The organism is Brevibacillus borstelensis (assembly GCF_036700025.1).
Classification (GTDB): Bacteria; Bacillota; Bacilli; order Brevibacillales; family Brevibacillaceae; genus Brevibacillus; species Brevibacillus borstelensis.
Genome location: NZ_CP144922.1, coordinates 1695103 through 1717306 on the forward strand (window position 1 = coordinate 1695103; position 22204 = coordinate 1717306).

The 22204-nt window shown below is 52.1% G+C and carries 22 protein-coding genes; 12 read left to right on the forward strand and 10 right to left on the reverse strand.

Going from position 1 to position 22204, the window contains the following annotated elements; genetic code table 11:
* Positions 1–64: 64 nt before the first annotated feature.
* The gene (locus V5G20_RS07725; RefSeq protein ID WP_141334132.1) at positions 65–562 is read left to right on the forward strand and encodes a hypothetical protein; all 498 of its coding nucleotides are present in this window, start codon (positions 65–67) and stop codon (positions 560–562) included.
* Positions 563–598: 36 nt separating this feature from the next.
* A complete protein-coding gene (locus V5G20_RS07730; protein ID WP_024983923.1) occupies positions 599–1507 on the forward strand; it encodes a hypothetical protein in 909 nt (302 codons plus the stop codon).
* Positions 1508–1651: 144 nt separating this feature from the next.
* Here the strand turns inward: V5G20_RS07730 and V5G20_RS07735 are convergent, their stop codons facing one another.
* The 8 genes from V5G20_RS07735 to V5G20_RS07770 all read right to left on the reverse strand — a co-directional run bounded on the left by V5G20_RS07735 (position 1652) and on the right by V5G20_RS07770 (position 10748).
* Positions 1652–2968, reverse strand: coding sequence for a purine/pyrimidine permease (locus V5G20_RS07735; protein ID WP_251247451.1), 1317 nt, complete (start codon positions 2966–2968; stop codon positions 1652–1654).
* Positions 2969–3122: 154 nt separating this feature from the next.
* On the reverse strand, positions 3123–4073 hold the full coding sequence (locus V5G20_RS07740) for a nucleoside hydrolase (protein ID WP_338463322.1): 951 nt from the start codon (positions 4071–4073) through the stop codon (positions 3123–3125).
* Between the two features lie 57 nt (positions 4074–4130).
* The gene (locus tag V5G20_RS07745; RefSeq protein WP_122957885.1) at positions 4131–5060 is read right to left on the reverse strand and encodes an ABC transporter permease; all 930 of its coding nucleotides are present in this window, start codon (positions 5058–5060) and stop codon (positions 4131–4133) included.
* On the reverse strand, positions 5050–6120 hold the full coding sequence (locus tag V5G20_RS07750) for an ABC transporter permease (RefSeq protein ID WP_122957886.1): 1071 nt from the start codon (positions 6118–6120) through the stop codon (positions 5050–5052). Before V5G20_RS07750 ends, V5G20_RS07745 begins: the two co-directional genes overlap by 11 nt.
* Positions 6117–7655 carry an ABC transporter ATP-binding protein gene (locus V5G20_RS07755; protein ID WP_024983925.1) on the reverse strand — a complete coding sequence of 513 codons (1539 nt, stop codon included), beginning with the start codon at positions 7653–7655 and terminating at the stop codon, positions 6117–6119. The genes V5G20_RS07750 and V5G20_RS07755 overlap by 4 nt, the downstream gene beginning before the upstream one ends.
* Positions 7656–7679: 24 nt before the next feature.
* Positions 7680–8765, reverse strand: coding sequence for a BMP family lipoprotein (locus V5G20_RS07760; RefSeq protein ID WP_338463323.1), 1086 nt, complete (start codon positions 8763–8765; stop codon positions 7680–7682).
* Between the two features lie 46 nt (positions 8766–8811).
* Positions 8812–9744, reverse strand: coding sequence for a ribokinase (gene rbsK, locus V5G20_RS07765; RefSeq protein WP_024983927.1), 933 nt, complete (start codon positions 9742–9744; stop codon positions 8812–8814).
* Positions 9741–10748, reverse strand: coding sequence for a LacI family DNA-binding transcriptional regulator (locus V5G20_RS07770; RefSeq protein WP_003388957.1), 1008 nt, complete (start codon positions 10746–10748; stop codon positions 9741–9743). Before V5G20_RS07770 ends, rbsK (V5G20_RS07765) begins: the two co-directional genes overlap by 4 nt.
* A gap of 355 nt (positions 10749–11103) precedes the next feature.
* On the opposite strand from V5G20_RS07770, the gene rbsK (V5G20_RS07775) reads away from it, so the two are divergent.
* On the forward strand, positions 11104–12009 hold the full coding sequence (gene rbsK, locus V5G20_RS07775) for a ribokinase (protein WP_003388958.1): 906 nt from the start codon (positions 11104–11106) through the stop codon (positions 12007–12009).
* Positions 12010–12088: 79 nt separating this feature from the next.
* Here rbsK (V5G20_RS07775) and V5G20_RS07780 read toward each other — a convergent pair whose 3' ends face one another.
* The gene (locus tag V5G20_RS07780) at positions 12089–12631 is read right to left on the reverse strand and encodes a PadR family transcriptional regulator (protein WP_003388959.1); all 543 of its coding nucleotides are present in this window, start codon (positions 12629–12631) and stop codon (positions 12089–12091) included.
* 280 nt (positions 12632–12911) lie between these two features.
* On the opposite strand from V5G20_RS07780, the gene sugE reads away from it, so the two are divergent.
* The 6 genes from sugE to V5G20_RS07810 all read left to right on the forward strand — a co-directional run bounded on the left by sugE (position 12912) and on the right by V5G20_RS07810 (position 18131).
* Positions 12912–13232 (forward strand): quaternary ammonium compound efflux SMR transporter SugE, encoded by a 321-nt coding sequence (sugE, locus tag V5G20_RS07785; protein ID WP_003388960.1) that lies wholly within the window; start codon positions 12912–12914, stop codon positions 13230–13232.
* A gap of 162 nt (positions 13233–13394) precedes the next feature.
* A complete protein-coding gene (locus tag V5G20_RS07790; protein ID WP_003388961.1) occupies positions 13395–14378 on the forward strand; it encodes an ABC transporter ATP-binding protein in 984 nt (327 codons plus the stop codon).
* On the forward strand, positions 14345–15229 hold the full coding sequence (locus tag V5G20_RS07795) for an ABC transporter permease (RefSeq protein WP_171506418.1): 885 nt from the start codon (positions 14345–14347) through the stop codon (positions 15227–15229). The genes V5G20_RS07790 and V5G20_RS07795 overlap by 34 nt, the downstream gene beginning before the upstream one ends.
* Positions 15226–16017 carry an ABC transporter permease gene (locus tag V5G20_RS07800; protein WP_003388963.1) on the forward strand — a complete coding sequence of 264 codons (792 nt, stop codon included), beginning with the start codon at positions 15226–15228 and terminating at the stop codon, positions 16015–16017. The genes V5G20_RS07795 and V5G20_RS07800 overlap by 4 nt, the downstream gene beginning before the upstream one ends.
* Before the next feature lie 44 nt (positions 16018–16061).
* On the forward strand, positions 16062–17117 hold the full coding sequence (locus tag V5G20_RS07805) for a polyamine ABC transporter substrate-binding protein (RefSeq protein WP_003388964.1): 1056 nt from the start codon (positions 16062–16064) through the stop codon (positions 17115–17117).
* A 189-nt stretch (positions 17118–17306) separates the two neighbouring features.
* Positions 17307–18131, forward strand: a complete 825-nt coding sequence (locus V5G20_RS07810) for an alpha/beta fold hydrolase (protein ID WP_031931863.1) — start codon at positions 17307–17309, stop codon at positions 18129–18131.
* 74 nt (positions 18132–18205) lie between these two features.
* Here V5G20_RS07810 and V5G20_RS07815 read toward each other — a convergent pair whose 3' ends face one another.
* A complete protein-coding gene (locus V5G20_RS07815; protein WP_003388966.1) occupies positions 18206–19096 on the reverse strand; it encodes a LysR family transcriptional regulator in 891 nt (296 codons plus the stop codon).
* A gap of 154 nt (positions 19097–19250) precedes the next feature.
* Between V5G20_RS07815 and dat the strand changes: the two genes are divergently transcribed.
* From dat to V5G20_RS07830, 3 genes are all read left to right on the forward strand, one after another.
* Positions 19251–20105 (forward strand): D-amino-acid transaminase, encoded by an 855-nt coding sequence (dat, locus tag V5G20_RS07820; RefSeq protein WP_003388967.1) that lies wholly within the window; start codon positions 19251–19253, stop codon positions 20103–20105.
* Between the two features lie 77 nt (positions 20106–20182).
* Positions 20183–21106 carry a dipeptidase gene (locus V5G20_RS07825; RefSeq protein ID WP_003388968.1) on the forward strand — a complete coding sequence of 308 codons (924 nt, stop codon included), beginning with the start codon at positions 20183–20185 and terminating at the stop codon, positions 21104–21106.
* A gap of 28 nt (positions 21107–21134) precedes the next feature.
* On the forward strand, positions 21135–22202 hold the full coding sequence (locus V5G20_RS07830) for a P1 family peptidase (RefSeq protein WP_122957888.1): 1068 nt from the start codon (positions 21135–21137) through the stop codon (positions 22200–22202).
* Positions 22203–22204: the final 2 nt, after the last annotated feature.

Genomic DNA, 22204 nt, shown 5'->3' on the forward strand with positions numbered 1-22204 from the left:
CTATGTAATAACAATATGTTAGAGAATTAAAAAATATTAATTACGAAAGGTGGTAGCAAGATTAATGAAAAAATTTTTATCGTTAGGTTTAGCTCTCTCACTTGCGGTTGTTGGTAATTTTACTTTAATTGAAGGTGCATCTGCTAAAATATGTGACAACGACCCTACGTCAAGTTCAGGTTGCACCCATAATTACGATGGTTCTTGGACCTATAAAAGTGGCCAGTCAGGTAGTTATAACAAGGATCATCGCGTAATTTCAGAGCGAGGAGGTACTTGGTATGAATGGGGGATGGGGAGTCTACCAGCAGGACGTGCAACATTAGAAGTATACTTAGCAAATGCTGATTTCACAAATAGGGAAGCTATGTACTATATATTGCACCAAGGTTTGACATATGAGGAATATGTTGGTTCAGTCAATCAATATTCAGCTAGATCGGGTTGGAATGAAGTGGGGACCATGAGGCTAGATTCGGGTAAGACATGGGTTATTTTATATGGTAAGGATGAGAGTGGAAGATCAAATACCCAAACAGGTGCTGACGCTGTTTCTCTGTGATAAAAACGAATATAAATGAAAGGGAGGTTTTAACAGATGAAAAAGAAATTTGTAGCCATTCTTGCAACTTCCTTAGTAGGTCTTGGATTGACTGGATTTTATACACTGAAAGGGACTGCAGCGGAATCTACATCAAACGAAAGTAGTCAACAATACTCTTCACTTGAGGCGAACTCCACTAGTCATTCCTTGGTTTCCGTTCAAAATAAAATGCTGAATGCAATTGATCATTATCAAAGTGCTACAGGTTCTTACAGGGCTATACTGACGCCAATTGGCGTGGATGAGATAGTAGATTTTGAGGTTTATCGGGGAGCAAATCCTCGAAGCCATGTCAAAGTAATGGACAACAAGAGCAAAGTACTTAAGGAAACAGCTTTTGACGGAAACATGTTCATGTCGATTAATCATACCAATAAAACATATTTACAAAACAAAACAGCAACTCAACAGCAGACTGTGGCACTCGGCCAAAACACTCCTCGCTCATATAAAAATGATCAAGGAGAATTGGTATTCGTAAAAAGGCAGGACCCCGCTTTCTCAGGGGTGGCAAATGATGTATTATTCCCTCAAGACTATGCGTTTTGGTTAACACCTGACAATCATAAAGTAGTAGGAGAAGAAAAACTGTTAAATCGTACTTCAATCGTCATTGAAGGGGAGCATGACGATCCAATTTTGGCTGAAAAACATCAATCTACCCATTTTAAAATGTGGATAGATAAAGAAACGGGAGTATTGCTAAAATTAGTAGAGACAAATAGTAAAGATGAAGTTACGAACTCCATAGAAGTCCTTTCTATCGAGTTTGATAAACAGCAAGATGTTTCATCCTTGTCCAAAATGCAAGCTGTTCCTTCTGACTATAAAGATGTTTCGAAAAAGTTGAGGGATCGTGAAAATAGAGAGCAGAAAAAATCCGAGAAGGAAAATGAAAATTGAGTACGGAGATCATTTAGTAGGGCAGTTCCAAAAGTCTATCTGATGTAGACGAAAGGGACTGCCCTTTCTTCAGTGCGTAGGAGCTAGGCTTCCCTAAGAGTAGTTAGCCAGTTTTTTAAATCAAAACTACATACAAAAACACTTTTAATCCACGCTTTGTTTTTTCGTTGATTCACTACTCCTCTCCCTCCAAACCTGCTCCAGCCCCATCACAATCATCGTCCCAAACAACAGCCCGTTGCCCAGCGTATACCGGATGACCGACGGCAGCTCCTGAAAGACAGACGGCGGGAAAAACATCGAGCCTACACCAAAGAGCAGGCCGATCCCGATGATGGTCAGGCGGCGCTGGTCGAGCTGTGTCTGGACGAGCGATTGCAGGCCGATGCCGACCATCTGGACAAAGGAGGCGAGTACCGCCGCATACGCGACCGGGCCGGGAAGCATGGTCAGCAGCCGGATCACGCCGGGGAAGAAGGCAGCAGCAGCCATGATCAGGCAGGCCAGGAGAAACGGAATGCTGCTCCTTTGACCAGTGAGCCGAACGAAGCCGGCCGAGCCGGATAGAGGCACCATTCCAACTGTCGAGAAAAGGGCGGACAGCAGATGGGAAAAACCGCCGACTACCGAGCTGCGGGAAAGCTCCGCAGGCTCCAGTCCGGGCGTTCCCGTTTGCACCTGCTTCATCGCCGCGATGCTGGCGAAGGTGTTGGACAGCAGGATCATGACGATCAATATACTCGATGCGGCCATGCCCGGATCCCACAGCGGAGCTCCCCAGGCGAGCGCTTCGGGAACCTGGAGCAAGGTCTCGGCAGGGGCCGGATGCTTCCATATGCCCGCTATGTAGAAGGCCACGCAGCCCGTCAGGATGCCGATCAGAACCGCATAGCTTTTCACCCAGCCCTTTCCGCGAAAAGAGAGAACGAGGACTGTGGAAAAAACGAGAAGAGCGAGCAGTGCCGACGTCCAATTCGCTTTCGCCGGATTGCCGCTCACACCGGCCATTCCCTGCAAAAACGTTCCGCTTACCTGCAGGGCAAGCAGAAGCAGGTATACCCCCGATACGAGCGGAGTAAACAAGGGAAGCATGCGGCGCACCAGTCCGGTCACCCCGAACAGGATGAGCAGTACGCCTGCCGCGATCATGCCGGATTCCAATAGCTGGAGCGTTTCGGATACGTTGGCGCCGGTGCGTACAGCGGTCTCTCCCATGATGATAAAGACGACGAGCCAGGTGCCGGCCGGTCCGTCCACGATGGGGAACCTGTGGCCGAGCCAGCCCTGCAAAAAAGAACTGATCCCGACGATAAAAAAGGTCCGCTGCATCAGTCCGGCAATGTCCGGGTCGGGCAGATGAAAGACCTGGCCGATAACGATAGGAAGGGCGACTGCATTGGCCAGTAAAAATACCAGCCATTGCAGCGCCCCGATCCCGTGGTTTAATCCTTGTTTGTTCATGTTCACTTTAGCTTATCTCCGTTTAGTCGAATTTGATTATTCGAATCGTTCGGTATGTGATTCAGGTGATCGGGTGACAAAGAGGGTCCGACGTTATTTGCGATCCGTGAACTTCTCATGAAACACGCGATCGCTTAAAAGGAAGCGTCTCTTGTTAAAAGACGGACAGCAGATGATGAGGAATCTTCTCCGCATCCACGTCTACGCAAACTTCGATTTCATGGCCTTCGCTCGGCTTGGTGCGCAGATCGGCCACAACCGAACCGGCGCAGTACACACCCTCGGTCTCGATACTGACTTTCATCGTTTGCGTGCGAACCACCCATGGCATACGCGCTACGAGAACCGTAAGCGGATCATGCGTCGGGCAAGCGTCCATCAGGTTGTCTACTTGCCAATAGAAGCGGAAATAATGCTGCAGGGCGTCGTTCATGTACTGCACGATCGGCTTGTTTTCCGGGCGGCAGTAGCCTGCGGCTGCATCGAGGTGCTGCTGTGTCAGTCTGACCTTCATCGTAACGTCCAGTCCGACCATGGTGATTTTCAGGCCGGATTTCATAACAGCCGCGACTGCCTCAGGATCGCCGCGGAAGTTGGCTTCCGCTTTCGGCGTCACATTGCCGGGAGCAAAGACCGTTCCGCCCATGATATAGACGCGCTTCACTTTTTTCGGAAGCTCCGGATCGATCTCGAGCGCTTCCGCCAGGTTGGTCAATCGGCCGAGGGTGACCAAGGTCAATTCCCCGCCCAATTCATTTGCCTTGCGGACGATAAACTGAGCTGCCGACTCGGAGAGTGCCTGCTGCTCGGAAGCGGGCAGGTCCACGTCTCCGATCCCGTTGTTCCCGTGAACGTGGGAGACCGGGCCGGCCCATTCGCGGGTGAGCGGCTTGGCAGCTCCCATGGCTACCGGGACTTCATAGCCGGGATTGGCCAGCTTGATCAAGCGCAGAGTGTTGTCAGTTGCCTGCGCCACACTGGCGTTGCCAAATACCGTAGTGATGCCTTCTACTTTGACATCTGGCGCTTTCAATGCGTGAAGGATCGCGAGAGAATCATCAATACCGGTGTCTGCGTCGATGAGCATTCTGATTACGTCTGTCATGGAATACCTCCAAAAAGTTCATTCCCCGATCAAAAGGCGATGGGGAATGGAATGAATTTACGTAAATAAAGTTTTGCGATGCTTGCGGATGGCGTAAACAACGAGCGCGACGATTGTTACGATGTACGGCACCATCTTGATGAATTGGCTCGGAATGACATTTCCGGGTGTCGTTTCGATAATCATCGTCATCGCTGTTGCCAGCGCAAACACGGCGGAACCGGCTAAAATTCCAAACGGATTGCGGTTTCCGAAAATCACGACGGCAAGCGCCAAAAATCCGGTACCGGCTGTCATGTCGCGTACGAACATGCTGGTCATCCCCATCGAGAGATAAGACCCTGCCAAGCCAGCGAAAAAACCGCTCCAAACGAGAGCCGAGTACTGAATCCGCACGACCGGAATCCCGAGAGAGCGAGCAGCGCCCGGTTCTTCCCCGGTGGCACGCAAATGGGTTCCATAAGGAGTGTGGTACAAAAGGTAGTAGCAAAAAACAACTGCGAGAATAGAAACCCAGACCATCAAGTTATGTCCGCTCAACAGCTTCCCGATGAATGGAATTTGATCCAGAAACGGAATCACGACATTGGGAATGGACACTGGATTCTCTGGTACATAGCTTCCGTGGGAATCGTACAAAATGCTCATCATCAATACTGTAATGCCGGCACCGAAAATATTGACGGCAAATCCGGTGACGATGATGTCCACGTTCATTTTCAGCGAGAAGAACGCCATCGCGTAGCTGACAATCATTGCGGCAAGCACGCCGGCAGCCATCCCGATGATCCAACTGCCTGTAGCAGAACCTGCAGCGACCGAAGTAAATGCGGATACGAGCATCAGTCCTTCGATCCCGATGTTGATTACACCGGCACGGTCGGTCATCAGACCGCCCAATGCCCCGAGCAGAATAGGGGGCATCATCCGCAGGAGGATGACAAACAGCGTTAAGTTAATGGTTTGTTCCCACAGACTACTTAGCAACGCGCTCACCTCCACGGGACGACATCAGTTTGCGCTGTTTCAGGTAAGCGAAGATCGCTTGAGAAGAGACGAAAATCACCAACAATGCTTGAATAATGATTGCCAAATCTCGAGGAACGTCGCTGTTTGCCTGCATGATCTGGCCGCCTACCTGCAAATAGGCATAGAAGAAGGCCGACAGCAAAACAGCGATAGGGTGGTTGCGAGCCAAAAGAGAGACGATGATTCCGTCAAATCCGAGGCCGGCAGAAAAGTTGTCTTTCAACGTTCCGTGAAGGCCGATCACTTCGACGGTACCGCCCAGACCGGCAAGTGCGCCGCTGATGGCGATACTGAGAATCAGCACTTTTTTCGGCTTGATGCCGCCGTACTCCGCAAACAGCGGGTTTTTCCCTACTGTGCGAAGCTCATAACCGGTTTTGGTCTTGTAGAGCAGCAGGTATACAGCCAACGCTGCCAGCAGCGCAAGCAGAAAGCCCGCGTGTGTAGGGAATCCGTCAAAAATGGGTCCCAGCTTCGCGCTCTCCTGTACGAACGGGAGACGGGCAAAGCCGCCGCTGTCCGGTGCCTTGAAAACGTAGTTCAGCAAATACGAAACAAACAGCGTGGCGATAAAGTTAAACATCAACGTAGATACGATCTCGTCGGCTTTGAAATAGGCCTTAAGCACACCGGGCAAAAAGCCGTACAAAGCGCCTCCGATCAGTGACGCCAAAACTACGAGCGGAATGTGTATCCATGGAGACATTTCCGGCAGATAGACGGCCACCAAAGCACCGGTCAACGCACCGATATACAACTGACCTTCTGCCCCCATGCTGAACACGCCGCTTTGAAAGACGACGACAATCGCCAGACCAGTGAAGACGAGAGGAATCATCCGGTTGAGAATCGAACCAAAGCTGAACAGCGTCGTGAACGGTTCGATCAGCAATGCTTGCAGCGCCGCGACAGGCTCATCGCTCACGAGAAAGATGACGAAGATACCGATGACCAGCGCCGCGACAATAGCCAATAAGATACCGAGGAGATCGAGGTATACTGCACTTCGCTGATTCATGTGGCACTCGCCCTCTTTTCTTGCTTTTTAACGCCCAACATGTAGAAGCCGATTTCTTCTTCGGTCAGGCTCTCTGAATTTTCCAAAATAACGGCCAGCTCTCCATTGTAGAGAACCCCGATCCGGTCGCTCAGGCTCATCACTTCTGACAGGTCGGCAGAGACGAGCAGGACCGCTGCTCCTTCGTCGCGCTTTTTGACGATCTCCTTGTGGATGAACTCGATGGAGCCGATGTCGACGCCTCGCGTCGGCTGGGCGGCGATCAGCAGCTTGGGATTTTTGGAAATCTCCCGGGCGACGACGATTTTTTGAATGTTTCCGCCTGACAGTGCCCCCGCCAGCGTATCGCGGCTCTGGGTGCGAATATCAAATTCCTGGATCAGCTTGTCCGCATGCTCATTGATTTTCTTTTGATTGAGAAAGAGACCGCGTCGAAACGATTTGTCACGATACAAATCCAGGATCAAATTTTCCTTGATAGAGGAAGTCAGGCAGGCACCTCTGGTCTGTCGATCTTCCGGAATGTGGCCAATCCCGATGTTGCGAATTTCTTCGATGCTTTTTCCTGCCAAATCTTGGCTGAGAAAGGTAATGCGGCCCTTGAAGTTTTTGCGGAAGCCGGTAATGACTTCGATCAATTCAGTCTGGCCGTTTCCTTCCACACCGGCGATGCCGAAGATTTCACCAGCTCGCACCTGGAAGGAAATATCGTTCAACACCTGCTTGCCCGTTTCTGATACATAGCTGACCTCATCGAGTGAGAGAACGGTCTCTTTGGGCTTGGCGGGCTGCTTTTCGACCCGCAACAGCACATCCCGTCCTACCATCAAGCGCGAAATCTCTTCTTTGGAGGTTTCGGAGGTAATCAGGGTAGAGATGGTTTTTCCTGCACGCAAAACCGTGATTCGGTCGGAAATTTCCATGACTTCATTCAGCTTGTGCGTGATAAAGATGATCGTATAGCCTTGTGACACCAGCTTCTTCAAAGATTGGAACAGTTCATCCGTTTCCTGAGGGGTGAGGACCGCGGTCGGCTCATCGAGAATGATGAGCCGCGCTCCACGGTACAAAACCTTCAAGATTTCTACGCGCTGCTTCAGGCCTACGGAAATGTTCTCTACTTTGGCATTCGGATCGACCTTGAGGCCGAACTCTTGAATCAGACGTTGCGTTTCCGCGATGGCTTTTTGATGGTCGGACAGGACACCCTTTGTCGGCTCGGAGCCGAGCACGATGTTTTGGGCGACAGTGAAGGAGGGGACCAGCATAAAATGCTGGTGCACCATCCCGATTTCGTATTTGATCGCATCTTTTGGACTCTTCAGAACGACTTTGTCGCCCCGGTAAAAAATATCCCCTTCGGTAGGGCTCTCAAGACCGAACAAAATCTTCATCAGTGTCGATTTTCCTGCACCGTTTTCGCCTACAAGTGCATGGATTTCGCCTTGTCGGACGGAGAACGAAACGCCTTGATTGGCTTTTGTGCCATTCGGATACACCTTGTGTATATTGCGCATTTCCAGCAGGTCAGCCATGGCGTACCTCCTAATTCATCTTGATTAATCTTGTTTAATCTTGATTTCTCCGCTGACTACTTTTACTTGAAGCTCGTCCATCTTGTCGCGGATTGCTTGCGGAACATGCTCGTTGTACAGATCGTCCTTCGCCAGGCCTACACCTTCTTCGTAAATACCGAGAGACTCGTTTTGGCCGAATGGCAGGTCGCCTTTTTTGTACAAATCGACGGCGCGGTAGATCGAGTTTCCAACGTTTTTCAGCATAGAGGTAAGAACGTGACCCGGTTGTACCATGTTTTGGTTGCTGTTGACACCGATTGCATATTTGCCGGATTCTTTAGCCGCTTCCAGACCGCCGATACCTGCAGGACCAGCAACGGTGAAGATGATGTCAACGTTTTGGGAGTTGTATTGGGCCAGGGACAGCTCTTTGCCTTTTGGCGCATTGTTGAAGTCGCCGACAAAGGAAGAGATGACTTTTACTTCAGGATCGATAAACTGTGCGCCTTGCTCATAACCAGCTTTAAAGTCGTTGATGATCGGAATGTCCATACCGCCGAGGAAGCCGATGGTTTTATCCGGGTTGGCCGCTTTCAAATCTGTGCTCGTAGTTACCATCGCGGCAAAAGCGCCAGCCAGGAAGGAGCCTTCGCGTTGGTTGTATCTCACAGAGTAGATGTTTGGCACATCGGTAATGGTTTCATCAAAATAGATGAACTTTTGCTCAGGATAACGCTTGGCCAGATCGATCGTCGTTTCTTTCATTTGGCTTGTCCCAACGACAATGACCTCGTATTTTTTGCTTGCGACCATGGATTCCAGACCGGTAGGCCAGTCGGATTGGTTAGCTCCGCCTTGAACGGTTTTTACTTCGATGCCCAGCTCTTTTTCCGCTTTGTCCAGTCCTTCTTTCGCGGAGTCGAAGAACCCGCTGTCTCCCAGGTTTCCGCTTACATAGTAGCCGACAGACAATTTCTTTTCTGCCGATGCATCTGTTTTTGCATCGCCTTTGCTCGCCTCTTTCGGCTTCGCAGCGTTGTCAGCTCCGGAACCTCCGCCGCAGCCGGTCAAGGCCATGGACAGAATCAAAAGACTTGCTCCAATTTTTCCCAACAGACTTTTCTTCATGTTGTTTCCCCCATTTTTTATATGAAAATTAGTGAAACCGATGGAATTATTCCGGCTGCAGGAGCTGCAATGCGAACGCTTTCACTTCATCCAGCGTTGGCATTCCAGCCTGTGCGCCAAATCGGGTAACGGCAAGTGCCGATACTTTTCCGGCAAAGCGGACGGCCTTGTCCAGTTCGTAGCCGATTGACAGGGCGTAGCCAAGGCCAGCGTTGAAAGCATCGCCGGCGCCGGTCGTATCCATGACCTGCACATGATGGGCCGGGACGGATACGAGATTTTTCCCCGACTCCTTGTACACAGAGCCTGCTGCGCCAAGTGTAGTGACCACACAGCGGGGACCCATTTCCAGGAGGGCATCGATTGCTTTTTCGAGGCCGTCTCCATAAGGGTCAATACCGGTGAGCAGGTAAAGCTCGGAGCGGTTTGGCGTCATGTAGTCGACAGACTGCATCAGGCCCAAAGGAAGCTTTTGAGCAGGTGCTGGATTCAAAATGACGGTTTTCCCGTGCCGCTTCGCCAGCTGTGCCGAAGCGACTACTGTCTCCAACGGTATCTCCAGCTGGAGGAGGACCAGATCGGCAGCGGCAATTGTCTCCTCGAGTCCTTCGATATTCTCGGGCAGGCAAAGTGCGTTTGCCCCAGGAACGACGACAATGTGATTGTCATCGTGAGCAATCATGATAGAAGCAAGACCAGTAGGAGCATCGGAAGTCTTGGTCACGCGCTTGGTGACGACCTGGTTGTCTGCAAGCGACTGTGTCAGCGCTCCTCCGAAAGCGTCGTCACCAACCATTCCGACCATGACGGTATGTGCTCCCAGCCTGGAAGCGGCTACGGCCTGATTCCCGCCTTTGCCGCCGGGGATGAAGTGAGCCCTGGTGCCTGTAATGGTCTCTCCCACTTGTGGAAAACGGGGAGCTTCGACGACGATGTCCATATTCAGACTCCCGATGACCACAATGTTTGGTTGTCTCATGGTGTTTTCATGTCCTTTCTCGTAGAGCCTCTTGCGATCAATTCCACATCGAATTCATAGATTTGATTGTCAACAGCCACTCCCTCGATTTTTTGAATCAATAAGCGGGTCGACAATGCTCCCATGTCATAAATCGGCTGAGAGATGGTCGTCAACTCCGGCTCGGTAATTACGGTCAGCTCGATGCCGTCAAAGCCGCACAGGGCGACTTGATTCGGAACGGACAAGCCCATTTGCTGCAATTTTTTCAAAGCCCCGAGCGCCATCAGGTCATTGCCGGCAAAGATGCCGTCCACGTCGGGATGACGGGCCAGCAGATGTTCGACGGCCTCCATCCCTCCGTTGATCCGGAAGTGGCCGGGGACCATCAGGCTCGGGGTAAACCACTCAAAATGACGGACGGAGTCCTCGTAGCCGAGCAGTCGCTCTTTTCCTGTCGCCGTTTCCTGCGGTCCGTAGATGTGGGCGATTTTTTTGCACCCGATCTCCAGCAGATGGCGGACAGCCAGGGTCGCTCCCTCGTAATTCTTGGAGCGGACGACATAACAGGAGGCTTTTGAAGGAGCACGATCGAGAAGGACGAGTGGAATGCCGGCTTCGTTCATGGCGCTGATATCGGCCGCCTTCAATGAATGCGTGGCAAACAGAATGCCGTCAACATACCGTTTTTTCAGCACGTTGATATACGTTTGCTCTTTGCCGGAATCGTTGTCGGAGTTGCAGATCAGTACGGTATACCCGTACAAACGAGCGACGTCTTCCACTGCACGGGCCAGCTCGGAAAAAAACGGGTTGGAAATATCGGGCATGATGAGTGCGATCGTTTCCGTTTTTTTGCTGGCCAAGCCTCTCGCCACTTTGTTCGGTTCGTAGTTCAACATTTTGATGGCCTGCTGCACGGCCTGTTCCGTTTCTTTGTTGACGTAACCGTTCTTGTTGATGACACGGGAGACAGTTGCTACCGAGACACCGGCGAGCTTAGCCACATCTCTAATCGTTGCCAATCAGCACCATCCTCTTTGTAATCAGGATTGCAATGAAAAACCGATTACATATTGATGAAAAAGGGTGAAAACCTAGATTTTTCAGGCGTTTGCGAGTGTTTTTGATCATTGTGTGTAACCGGTTACATATCGGATAGGTCTAATAGTAAGCGATTAAGGATAATCTTGTCAAACATAAGATTCAGAATTTTTTGTTTCCATTATTTAGAAAATTTATGTAAATCTCTCCTCTGGCAAGGATGGAGTCCGACAGGGAAAACGATCGGACTGATCGGAATCAAAGGAAACGAAGGGATGAGAAGCGAAAATGGAGAGAATGAGAAACAGGCGATGTTAGAAAGCGGGGAAATCAGAGATGAATATTGTTGTTGTCGGCAGTCTCAATATGGATCTCGTATCGCACGTCCCTCGCTTGCCGAAAGCGGGGGAAACGATTACGAGCACATCGTTTCAAACCATTCCGGGAGGGAAGGGCGCCAATCAGGCTGTAGCCGCGGCAAGGCTGGGCGCTAACGTGCATATGATCGGAAAGGTGGGCTGCGATACATATGGGGACATGCTGCTGGAAAGCTTGGCTGATTCACTCGTAAATACAGGAGGCATCGGGAGGGAGGGGACGACGGGAATGGCCTTGATCAACGTCAGCGGCCGCGGCGAGAACAATATTGTGCTTGTTCCGGGCGCCAATGGCATGATGGGAAAGGCGGACATTGATCGGCACATACGGCTGCTGGAGGGCTGTGACGTTCTGTTGGTTCAACTGGAAATCCCGCTTGCAGTCGTGGAATATGCAGTCAAACTGGCGCATGATAGGGGCAAACTGGTTGTTTTGAATCCGGCTCCCGCCCAATCGCTGTCGCCTTCGTTTTTGCGGCATGTCGATACGGTCACTCCCAATGAAACGGAGCTTGAGCTTTTGTCGGGAATGCCCGTAGAGACGCTGTCCGAAATCGAAGCGGCTGCGGAAAAGCTGCTCGGACTAGGTCCGAAGCGTATCGTTGTGACGATGGGAGAGAAGGGGGCGCTCATCGTCAATGCGGATGGAGCGACACACATCCCCGCCCTTAAAGTGCAGGCGGTGGATACGACGGCTGCGGGGGATTCCTTTACGGCAGCCTTTACCGTCGGAATGGCAAAGGGGATGACCGACGAAGAGGCGGGCACATTCGCCAGCAGGGTTGCGGCGATTGCCGTGACCAGGCACGGAGCGCAGCCTTCCCTGCCGACCCTCGCGGAGGTGGATGCCCTGCAGGCAGAATAAACATGAAAGACAGGGAACGGCTGCAGCGGCGCCACCACAATGGAACGCTGCAGCCAGGTCCAAGGACAGGCAGCGTAAATTAAGCCTGCTGATCCAGCAGCTCCATCACCCAGCGGCACCAGTTCAGCTCCTCGCGCATACTGCTAACTCCCCTGCTCAAGAGGATGTATTCGCCGAAATACGGTGAACCGTGGTCTTGAGGCGTACCGTCGCAAGCAAGCTTCAGCTCTTCCAAAAAGGTTTCATACATGTTCAGTTGTTCCAGGCAATGGGCTTCTCTTTCTTCAAACAGCTTTCGAGCGGTGTTGCGGTCAGTCAGCCAGAGGCAATACGTTTTCAGAAACAGCTCGTCGCGCAGGACCGGCTCGGAGGTGGACTGGGTCAGCCACTCGCGAAGTGCAGTCCGCCCTTTTTCTGTAATGGAATACACTTTCTTGTCTGGCCGATCTGTCTGCGGAACCCGCGTAAATTCCAAATAGCCCTCCTGCTCCATCTTGGCCAGCAGAGGATAGATTTGACTGTGTTTGGCCTGCCAGAACGGTTGCAGTTGGAGCATCAGGTCATAGCCGGAGCTGGGTGTACGCGCTACCAGTCCAAGCAATCCATACGCCAGAGTGTTCAAGGGTGTACCCTCCTGATTCCTATTAATAGCGTAATTATATAAAGAGAGGACAGGGGTTTCAACCGAGCCTTGAGCTGTTGAAAGCCTCTTTTTTTGACGTTTCGCTAAATTGCTGGTAGTAGTGTGTGTAAAGAATGGATAGGTTATTTTCAGCAGGTGGGCCGCAAAGGTCACTGAGCATGCTCTCTCGCGTTCTTGCAGGCCGAAATATAACCCTGGCCGGGTATCAGTTCCTTCGGTGTTTGAAACAATAAGGGGGAACATCAGGAGGGATGGCAGCATGGCTTGGGTTTATTTGGTGATTGCGGGATTGTTTGAAGTCGTTTGGGCGATCGGGTTGAAATACAGCGAAGGGTGGAGCAAGCTGGTGCCGAGTGCAATTACTGTAGTTGGCATGGGCATCAGCTTTTACTTTTTGTCTATGGCACTCAAAGCGCTTCCAATCGGGACGGCATATGCGATTTGGACGGGCATTGGCGCGCTTGGAACGGTCGTTGTCGGCATGATCGCATTTGGGGAGCCGAGCAATATCATGCGGATCGTCTTCTTGCTTTGCATCATTGCGGGGATTGTCGGATTGAAGCTGACAGCCGGAGGGTGATTGAACGGTCGGGAAGCATTTTTCTTCAGGAGCAGCAAGGTTTTCTCCTGTCGGCAAAAAAAGTTTGCGCAACCTTTCGAAACTGTTTACAAAACGTGTCATACACGATATATTTACCTAGATTGGTATGAGCAAATAGACATATTGTGAGAAGATGACCGAATGAAAACGATGATAAATCTGGAATCAATTGAAAAACACTTTTCCGGTTCTGTCGTGGTTCCGCCACTCTCCCTTTCCATCCAGGAAGGGGAATTTCTAACGCTTTTGGGGCCAAGCGGCTGCGGGAAGACGACACTGCTCCGCATGATTGCCGGCTTTGAGCAGCCGACAGCGGGGGAAATTTACCTGGACGGCAAGGCGCTGACCAGCATTCCTCCCTATCAGCGGGACATGAACATGGTTTTCCAGCAATACGCCCTGTTCCCCCACATGAATGTCGAACAGAACATTCTGTTTGGACTGAAGATGAAGAAAGTAGAGGCGGCGGAGCAACAGCGGAGGCTGGAGGAAGTGCTGCAGTACACGCAGCTTGTCGAGCTGCGCAAGCGTACGCCGAAGCAGCTCTCCGGAGGGCAACAGCAGCGGGTGGCGATCGCGCGGGCGATCGTGAACAACCCGAAAGTGCTGCTGCTTGACGAACCGCTGGGAGCACTGGATTACCAGTTGCGAAAAAGCTTGCAGCTTGAGTTGAAAAATTTGCAGAAAAATTTGGGCATTACATTTATTTACGTAACGCACGATCAAGAAGAAGCGATGGCTATGTCTGATCGCATCGCCGTCATGAACAAAGGGCGGATCGAGCAAATTGCCACGCCGGCAGAAATCTACAATCATCCCAAGACGCTGTTCGTCGCTACCTTTATCGGGGAGAACAATATTTTCAGAAGCGGCGATGCCAGCATTGCGGTCAGACCGGAGAAGATCAAGATCTATCCGAAAGATTCCGAGCTGGACAAGCATCGCAAAAACGGCACGATCACCGATATGGTTTTCCTCGGCAACATGAGCAAGCTGTTTATCCGCCTCGAGAGCGAGGAGATGACGGTGCTGGCTCATGAGTACGCGACAGAGAGCCGGGGCTGGCAGGCAGGGGATCAGGTGGCGATCGGATGGTCGCAGGCAGACGAGGTGATGCTCACTTGAAAAACGGAAAGCAGTTGAAGATTTTGGCGCTGCCGGCTTTCGTTTGGCTGGGGGCGCTCTTCGTCTTGCCGATGTTGATGATTACTGCGCTGTCTTTTATGAAGCGCGGAACATACGGGCAGGTCGTCTATGAGTTTACGCTGAACAACTACGCCCGGATGATCGATCCGCTCTACATTCAGATTTTTTTTGACACCTTTCTCGTAGCGGTGCTGACAACGGCCATTTCTCTCGTGTGCGCCTACCCGATGGCTTACTACATTTCCCGCATGGATCGGTCTGCCCAGAAGATCTGGCTGCTGCTCGTCATGATCCCGTTTTGGATCAACTTTCTGGTCCGTTCCTACGCCTGGGTCATCATCCTGCGTTCGCAGGGAGTGATCAACACGTTCCTGCTCTCGACCGGATTGATTCAAGAGCCTTTGCCCTTGCTGTACAATTTCGGCTCGGTGATGGTAGGGATGGTGTACACGCTGCTGCCGTTCATGGTCCTGCCGATTTACGTTTCGCTGGAGCAGCTCGACAGGCGGAAGCTGGAAGCCGCCTACGATCTGGGCGCAACGCCGTGGAAGACGTTTTGGCACGTAACCCTTCCCTTGACGAAATCGGGTGTCATTACCGGCTCGATTCTGGTCTTCGTCTCCTCGATCGGGATGTTCGTCGTGCCCGACGTGATGGGCGGAGCGAAGTCCGCGCTGATGGGAAACGTCATCCAAAATCAGTTCTTGTCAGCTCGTGACTGGCCGTTCGGGTCTGCTCTCTCGATCGTCCTGATGCTGCTGTCCATGGTGTTGATCTACCTCTACTACCGCGCGGTCAACGCCGCCGAGGCAAAGGAGGGGACGGCATGAAAGCGCTGAGACATCGTACAATGGCCGGATATTCCTGGGCCATGCTCGTCTTTTTATACTTGCCGATCGCTGTATTGATGCTGTATTCGTTCAACGACTCGCGGATCAATGCTGTCTGGTCGGGCTTTACCTGGAAATGGTACGTATCTTTGTTTGACAACAGGCAGGTCATGGAGGCTTTGTGGAACAGCCTGAGCATCGCCTTGATCAGCAGTGTGCTGGCGACTGTGTTTGGCACCGCTGCCGCGCTTGCGATGAAGCACTACTCGCTCAGATGGAGAAGCGTGTTCAACGGGCTGACCTACTTGCCCATCGTTATCCCGGAAATCATGATGGGTCTGTCTCTGCTGGTCTTGTTCAGCCAGATTCATCTCGAGCTGGGCAAACTGACGCTGATCATGGCTCACGTCACCTTCAGTCTGCCGTACGTGATCGTCATCATCAACACGCGGCTGGCCGACATGGGCAAGGAGCTGGAAGAAGCGGCGCAGGATCTGGGCGCGACTGCGTGGGAGACCTTGCGTCACATCACGCTGCCTTTGATTTCACCCAGTATTATCGCCGGGTTTCTGATGTCCTTTACCTTGTCGCTGGACGATTTTGTTATCTCGTTTTTCGTAGCGGGTCCCAATTCGACGACCTTGCCGCTGTACATCTACGGACTGGTCAAACGCGGTGTATCTCCTGAGGTAAACGCCCTGTCGACGCTGCTGATCGTCTTTACTGTACTGCTCGTTGTTGCGGCTGAGTTGTTCCGCCGCAAAGATTCCAAGTCGCTCACTTTTTAAGTGGACATACACCCAAACAAAAGACTGGAGGTTGAAAAAGAAAGATGAAAAAGTGGAAATCCCTGATGATTGGCGCCGTGGCCGCCGCTCTTGCCGTTACTGCCGCAGGCTGTTCTTCTTCTTCTACCGAAGAGGAGCAGGTGCTGAATATCTACAGCTGGGCAGACAACTTCAATCCTGACGTGATCAAGGACTTTGAACAGAAGTACAACGTCAAGGTAAACTACGATATTTACGGCAGCAACGAAGAAATGCTGGCGAAAATCCAGGCGGGCGCATCCGGCTACGACCTGATCCAGCCGTCGGATTACATGGTAGCCACCATGATCAAGCTGGGGCTTCTGGAAGAACTGAACAAAGAAAATATCCCGAACGAAAAAAATATTGTTTCTACCTTCCAAACGCCGCCGTTCGACCCGGGCAACAAGCATTCGCTCGTCTACACCTGGGGAATTACGGGAATCGCGTACAACAAAAAGTACGTGAAAGGCGAGATCACCAGCTGGCAGGACCTGTGGAATCCGGAGTACAAAGGCCGTGTCATCATGCTCAACGACCCGCGTGAGGTCATGGGCGTCGGGCTGATCAAAAACGGGTTTTCCAACAGCACCAAGGACAAGGGCGAGCTGGAAAAAGCATTTGCAGACCTAAAAACGCTTTTGCCGAGCGTAGTCGCTTTTGACACGGACAACATCAAGCAAAAAATGATCGCAGAGGAAGCGTGGATCGGTACAGTCTGGTCCGGCGACGCAGCGATCATCAACGGCGAGAACCCGGATGTCGAATACGTCGTGCCGAAAGAGGGCGCAACGATCTGGGCAGACACCCTGGCAATTCCGAAAGGCGCCAAGCACAAGGAGCTGGCGGAGAAGTTCATCAACTACCTGATGGACCCGGAAGTAAGCGTGAAAAACTACGAGTGGATCGGCTACAGCAATCCGAACGAAAAGGCCTATCCGCTGCACAGCGAAGAATACCGCGCAAACAAGATGATCTTCCTGGATAAAGAGGACATGGCTCGCGCAGAGTGGCTCGTTGACGTAGGGGATACCCTCCAGGAGTACGACCGCTACTGGACAGAGATGAAGAGCGGCCGCTAAGAGACGAGTGGCTTCGTTGTACAGGATGGGACATAAGGTTTGACAACAGCAGCAGCCGAGCAGAAAATTTGTTTTCTGCTCAGGCTGCTTTTTTCGTTGCGCGATAAAATTGTGAAAAATATATGTTCCTTCGATATTTTCTGGATATTTAACGGCATCTGTGAGATAGTGAAAGGGAGGTGACAAAAAATGGGAAAAACTTCAGGGAGAGCAGCGGGGTTTATAGAAGCAAACGGCACGTCTTTTTACTATGAAGCGTGTGGCGAAGGAGAGCCTCTTCTATTGATTCACGGTCTCAATTTGGACACGCGGATGTGGGCCGAGCAGCTTTCCGCCTTTTCCGAGCGGTATCGGGTCATCAGCTTTGACCTGCGAGGGATGGGACAGACACCGAATGCAGAAGAGCCGTTTACCCTCTACGATGATGCCAGAGCAGTGCTGCAAGGACTCGGGATAGCCGCGGCTCACATTGTCGGCCACTCCTTTGGCAGTGTAGTCGCACAGGAGCTTGTCCTGGCCTACCCGGAGATGGTGAAAAGCCTTGTGCTCGTATCTCCGACCTTGACAGGGTATCCGCGGTCTGAGCGAAGGATGCAGGATTTTGCCCGCTTTGTCGAAATCTATGAAACAGGTACAAAGGAAGAGACCGTAGAAATGTCGGCCCGGATGTGGTTTGACGGGCCAGGACAAGCAGCACGGGATGAAAGCCAGCAGGCGAGAGCAAAGTACCTCCAAATGACAGCGCACGCTTACGATCTGCCGCAGCTGAAAAACCCGCCGCTCTGGCTTGCGCCTCCTCCGATTGAGCGACTTGAAGAGATCGCTGTGCCTACGCTGGTGATCGCTGGGCAGAAAGATTACGAAGACTTCCAAAAGATGGCGGAGGAGCTTGAAGCGCGGATTCCAAACGCTGAAAAAATCCTTCTTCCAGACTCGGCCCATCTCCCGCCAATGGATCAAGCCCCTGTATTTAACCGGATTGTCCTGTCGTTTTTGGAACAGGCACGACAGTAATGAGCTGTTTCAATCGGCCTATCTGCAGCGTTTTGCAGGCGGACAAGCATGCAGTCAGGCAGTCAAGCATGCCGTCATCCTTTGGTCCGGTTGGCAATCAAAAAGTCAATAAATGTCTTTGTAATTCCGTTTATCGTCGCGTCTTTGTGGTAAATCAGCTCAAAATTCCGATTGATATGCGGCAGGCTCAGCACTTCCACTTCCTTTAAGTCAGCCGCTGCTACTTCCTCCTGAATCGAGAAACGCGGCAAGAAGGCGATTCCCAGTCTCTGCTTCACCATGCGTTTGACCACTTCGATATTGTCCGCTTCCATCACAACATTGTTCTCTAGCTGATAATGGCTGAACGCTCCATTGACCAGCGTCCAGTCCAGAGATCCCCTGTTAAACAAAATCAGCTTTTCTCGCGACACGTCCTCAAGCGTAACTTGTGTTTTGTTTTGAAACGGGTGATCCGGATAGACAGCCAGCACCATTTCGTCAGGCATGAGCTGGACCCGCTTGATTTGGGGATGATTCACTGCTCGCGCGATCCCGAACGACACCTCATGGCGCAGCACCATCTCCAGGACTTGATGGGAGTGACCCGTGAAAATTGTCAGCTTGATCTTGGGGTAGAGCTGCGTAAATTTTTCCACCAGCTCTGGCAAAATGTAAAAAGCGGCCACGAATACAGCGGAGATGACCAGCTCGCCTTCCAGACGGCCGAATGAACGCTGGATCGCCATCTGCCCGTCCTGCAGCGATTGCAGTACGCTCTTGGCGTATGGGAGAAAAACATCCCCCTCCCGCGTGAGAAAAACGGTATTGCCGGAACGCTGGAACAACTTGCAGCCCAGTGTGTTCTCCAGCGCTTTGATCCGCATGCTGACGGTCGGCTGTGACAAGTACAAAAGATCGGCTGTTTTGCTGAAGCTGCCGGTTAGTGCGACAAAAATAAAAGCTTCGATTTGTTCCGCATTCATGTTGAACCCCTCATTGAAAATGTTAATAACGCATATGGCATTATTCTATTGGATTCGTGCGAAAAAATACATTACTTTGAAAGGGAGGATGGCTGCTTGCCGCAAGCGGCCAGGGAAACACCGTTACTTATCTAACTGAAGGAGGATAATTGAGATGAGCGTAGCTTATTTTAACGGTACATTTGTTGATTCAAACGATCCGGTGGTTCCAATAGATGAGAGAGGACATCAATTTGGCGATGGCGTCTACGAGCTTATAAGGATCTATAATAGCAAGCCGTTTATGCTGGAAGAGCATCTCGACCGGCTGTATATGAGTGCAAAAGCGATCGCATTGCCGTTTGACCAGGAGCGCGAGAGCTTCAAGGAGATCATCTTTCAGTTGATCGAGCGAAGCGGTCTGGACAATTTGGATGTCTATATGCAAATTACAAGAGGCATGGCTCCGCGCAATCACCTCTTCCCGGATGCGCCTGTTTCAATTTCGATGACAGCCAAGCCTTTTCGCAGCATCCCGCCAGAGCTGAGGGAGAAGGGAGCAAAGGCAATCCTGCATCCAGACGAACGCTGGATGAATTGCTATATCAAATCGCTCAACCTTTTGCCGAATATTTTGGCGAAGCAGGAGGCGCACAAGGCAGGCTGCCTGGAGGCGATCCTCCATCGGGATGGAAAGCTGACCGAAGGAACCAGCACCAATGTATATGTCATCAAGGATTCCCGTATCCAGACCACGCCGCTGTCCCGCCATATTCTCGCAGGGATTACGCGAATGGCTGTTCAGAAAATCGCTATGGAGGCCGCAATACCCTTTGAGGAGAAGCACGTGGACATCGAGGAGCTGTACGAGGCAGATGAAGTGTTCATCACCAGTACAACCAACGAGGTGATGCCAATCGTCCAGGTTGGCGACAAGCTTATTGGAGATGGACAGCCAGGGCCGATGACCCGGTTGCTCCAGCGGCACTTCCAGGAATTGACGACGACAACGGTGTCTGCTGACGCATAACGATCTAAACGAAGCACTCCGGATGGTCGATTTGTTGAAAGAGCCTGATATACCTGCTCGGAAAGGAACGATAAGCGATGAACATCGTAGATTTTCACTGTGATGCCCTTTATAAAATGTGGAAAAGCAAGGAACCTCTTTCATTCAGGGATTCTGCTGAGCTGCACACCAATCTGGAGCGTTTGAAGCAAGGGAGGGTAAAGCTTCAATGCTTTGCCCTCTACGTGCCGCCGCAATTGAAATCCGAGCAGCAATTTCAAGCAGTGCTGGACCAGATCGACTACTTTTACGAGGAGGTCCTGAAGCAGCCCGAGATGAAGCACGTCAAGGAATGGGCCGACCTCGACACTCTGGGGGACGGCGAGATCGGGGCGATGCTGACGCTGGAGGGCGTGGATGCGATCGGCAATGATTTGAAAAAGCTTCGCATCCTGTTCCAACTCGGCGTGCGTTCTGTCGGGCTGACCTGGAATTTTGCCAACCTGGCCGCCGATGGCGCATTGGAAAAGCGAAATGCCGGCTTGACAGCGTTCGGTAAGGAAATCGTCCGCTTAAACAACGAGCACAAGGTGCTGACCGACGTTTCCCATCTGTGCGAGCAGAGCTTTTGGGATGTCATGGAGCTGGCGGACTATCCGATCGCCAGCCACTCCAACGCCAGGGCGATTTGCGACCATCCGCGCAACCTGTACGATGAGCAGGCCAAAGCGATGTTTGACAAGGGCGGGATGATCCATATCGTCTACTACCCGCATTTTGTCAAGAAGGGCGGGCAGGCGACGATCGACGACCTGATCCGCCATATCGACCACTTTTGTTCGCTGGGCGGTGTCCGCCAGATCGGCCTTGGCTCCGACTTTGACGGGATTGAAAGCTTTGTGGAGGGGCTGGAGCATGCAGGGATGATTGACAACCTGCTCAACGAACTATTGAAGCGGTATTCAGAAAGCGAAGTGCGGGGCTTTGCCAGCGAAAACTTCCTGCAGCGGCGCCCGCGTTAACGAAGAGCAGACAGAGGGGCTTTTGGATATGAATCGGAAAAAAATTCGCGATCGCGGCATCGTCATCGGGAAGCTGCCGACCGGCAGGAAAAATTGCTTGACGGATGTGGAGGGCGTCCTGGTAGGACATGTGACGCTTGATTATCCGCTGGAATCGGGCGAAGGGGAGTACATCTGTACAGGAGTGACAGCGATCCTTCCGCACAGCGGCAGCCTCTTTCGCGAAAAGGTGACAGCAGCAAGCTATGTGTTCAACGGCTTCGGGAAGACGACCGGACTGGTTCAGGTAAACGAGCTGGGGGTACTGGAGTCGCCGATCATGCTGACCAATACGTTTTCCGTACCGGCTGTCACCCAGGGGACGCTCAGCTACATGCTGGAGCAAAACAGCGAAATCGGCGATACCACGGGGACGGTCAACATCGTCGTGGGAGAATGCAACGACGGCCATCTCAATTCGATCAGGGCGTGTGCAGTAAAGCCGGAGCATGCGATCGAAGCGATCAGACGGGCGTCGGCGGAGCCAGCGGAGGAAGGGGCCGTCGGCGCTGGAAAAGGAATGGTCTGCTTTGGACACAAAGGCGGGATCGGAACCTCCTCGCGGCTTATCCGGACGCAAGAGGGGGAGTACACGGTAGGCGTACTCGTGCTGAGCAACTTCGGCAAGCCCGAAGACTTCCAGTCTGAGCGGTACGAGTGGCTCCGTTCGTCAGGGGTCCGCCCGCTGGACAACCCGCCGGACGGATCGATCATCATCGTGCTGGGCACGGACGCGCCGCTCAGCGACCGCCAACTGCTCCGCGTGGCCAAGCGGACGGGCATCGGACTGGGCCGGACGGGCAGCCATTACAGTCACGGCAGCGGCGACATTTGCATCGCCTTTTCAACAGCGCATAAAATCCCCCATGCAGCGGAGCAGATAACGGAAGCGAGGACCCAGCTTCGCGAGGACCACCCGGTAATGAATCAACTGTTCGCCGCAGCCAGTGAAGCGACGGAGGAAGCGATCCTCAATTCTCTTTCTCAGGCCGTCACGACGACAGGGAGAGGCGGCCGGACGATTTATGCGCATCCATTCGCCGAACAGGGGGAATAGCC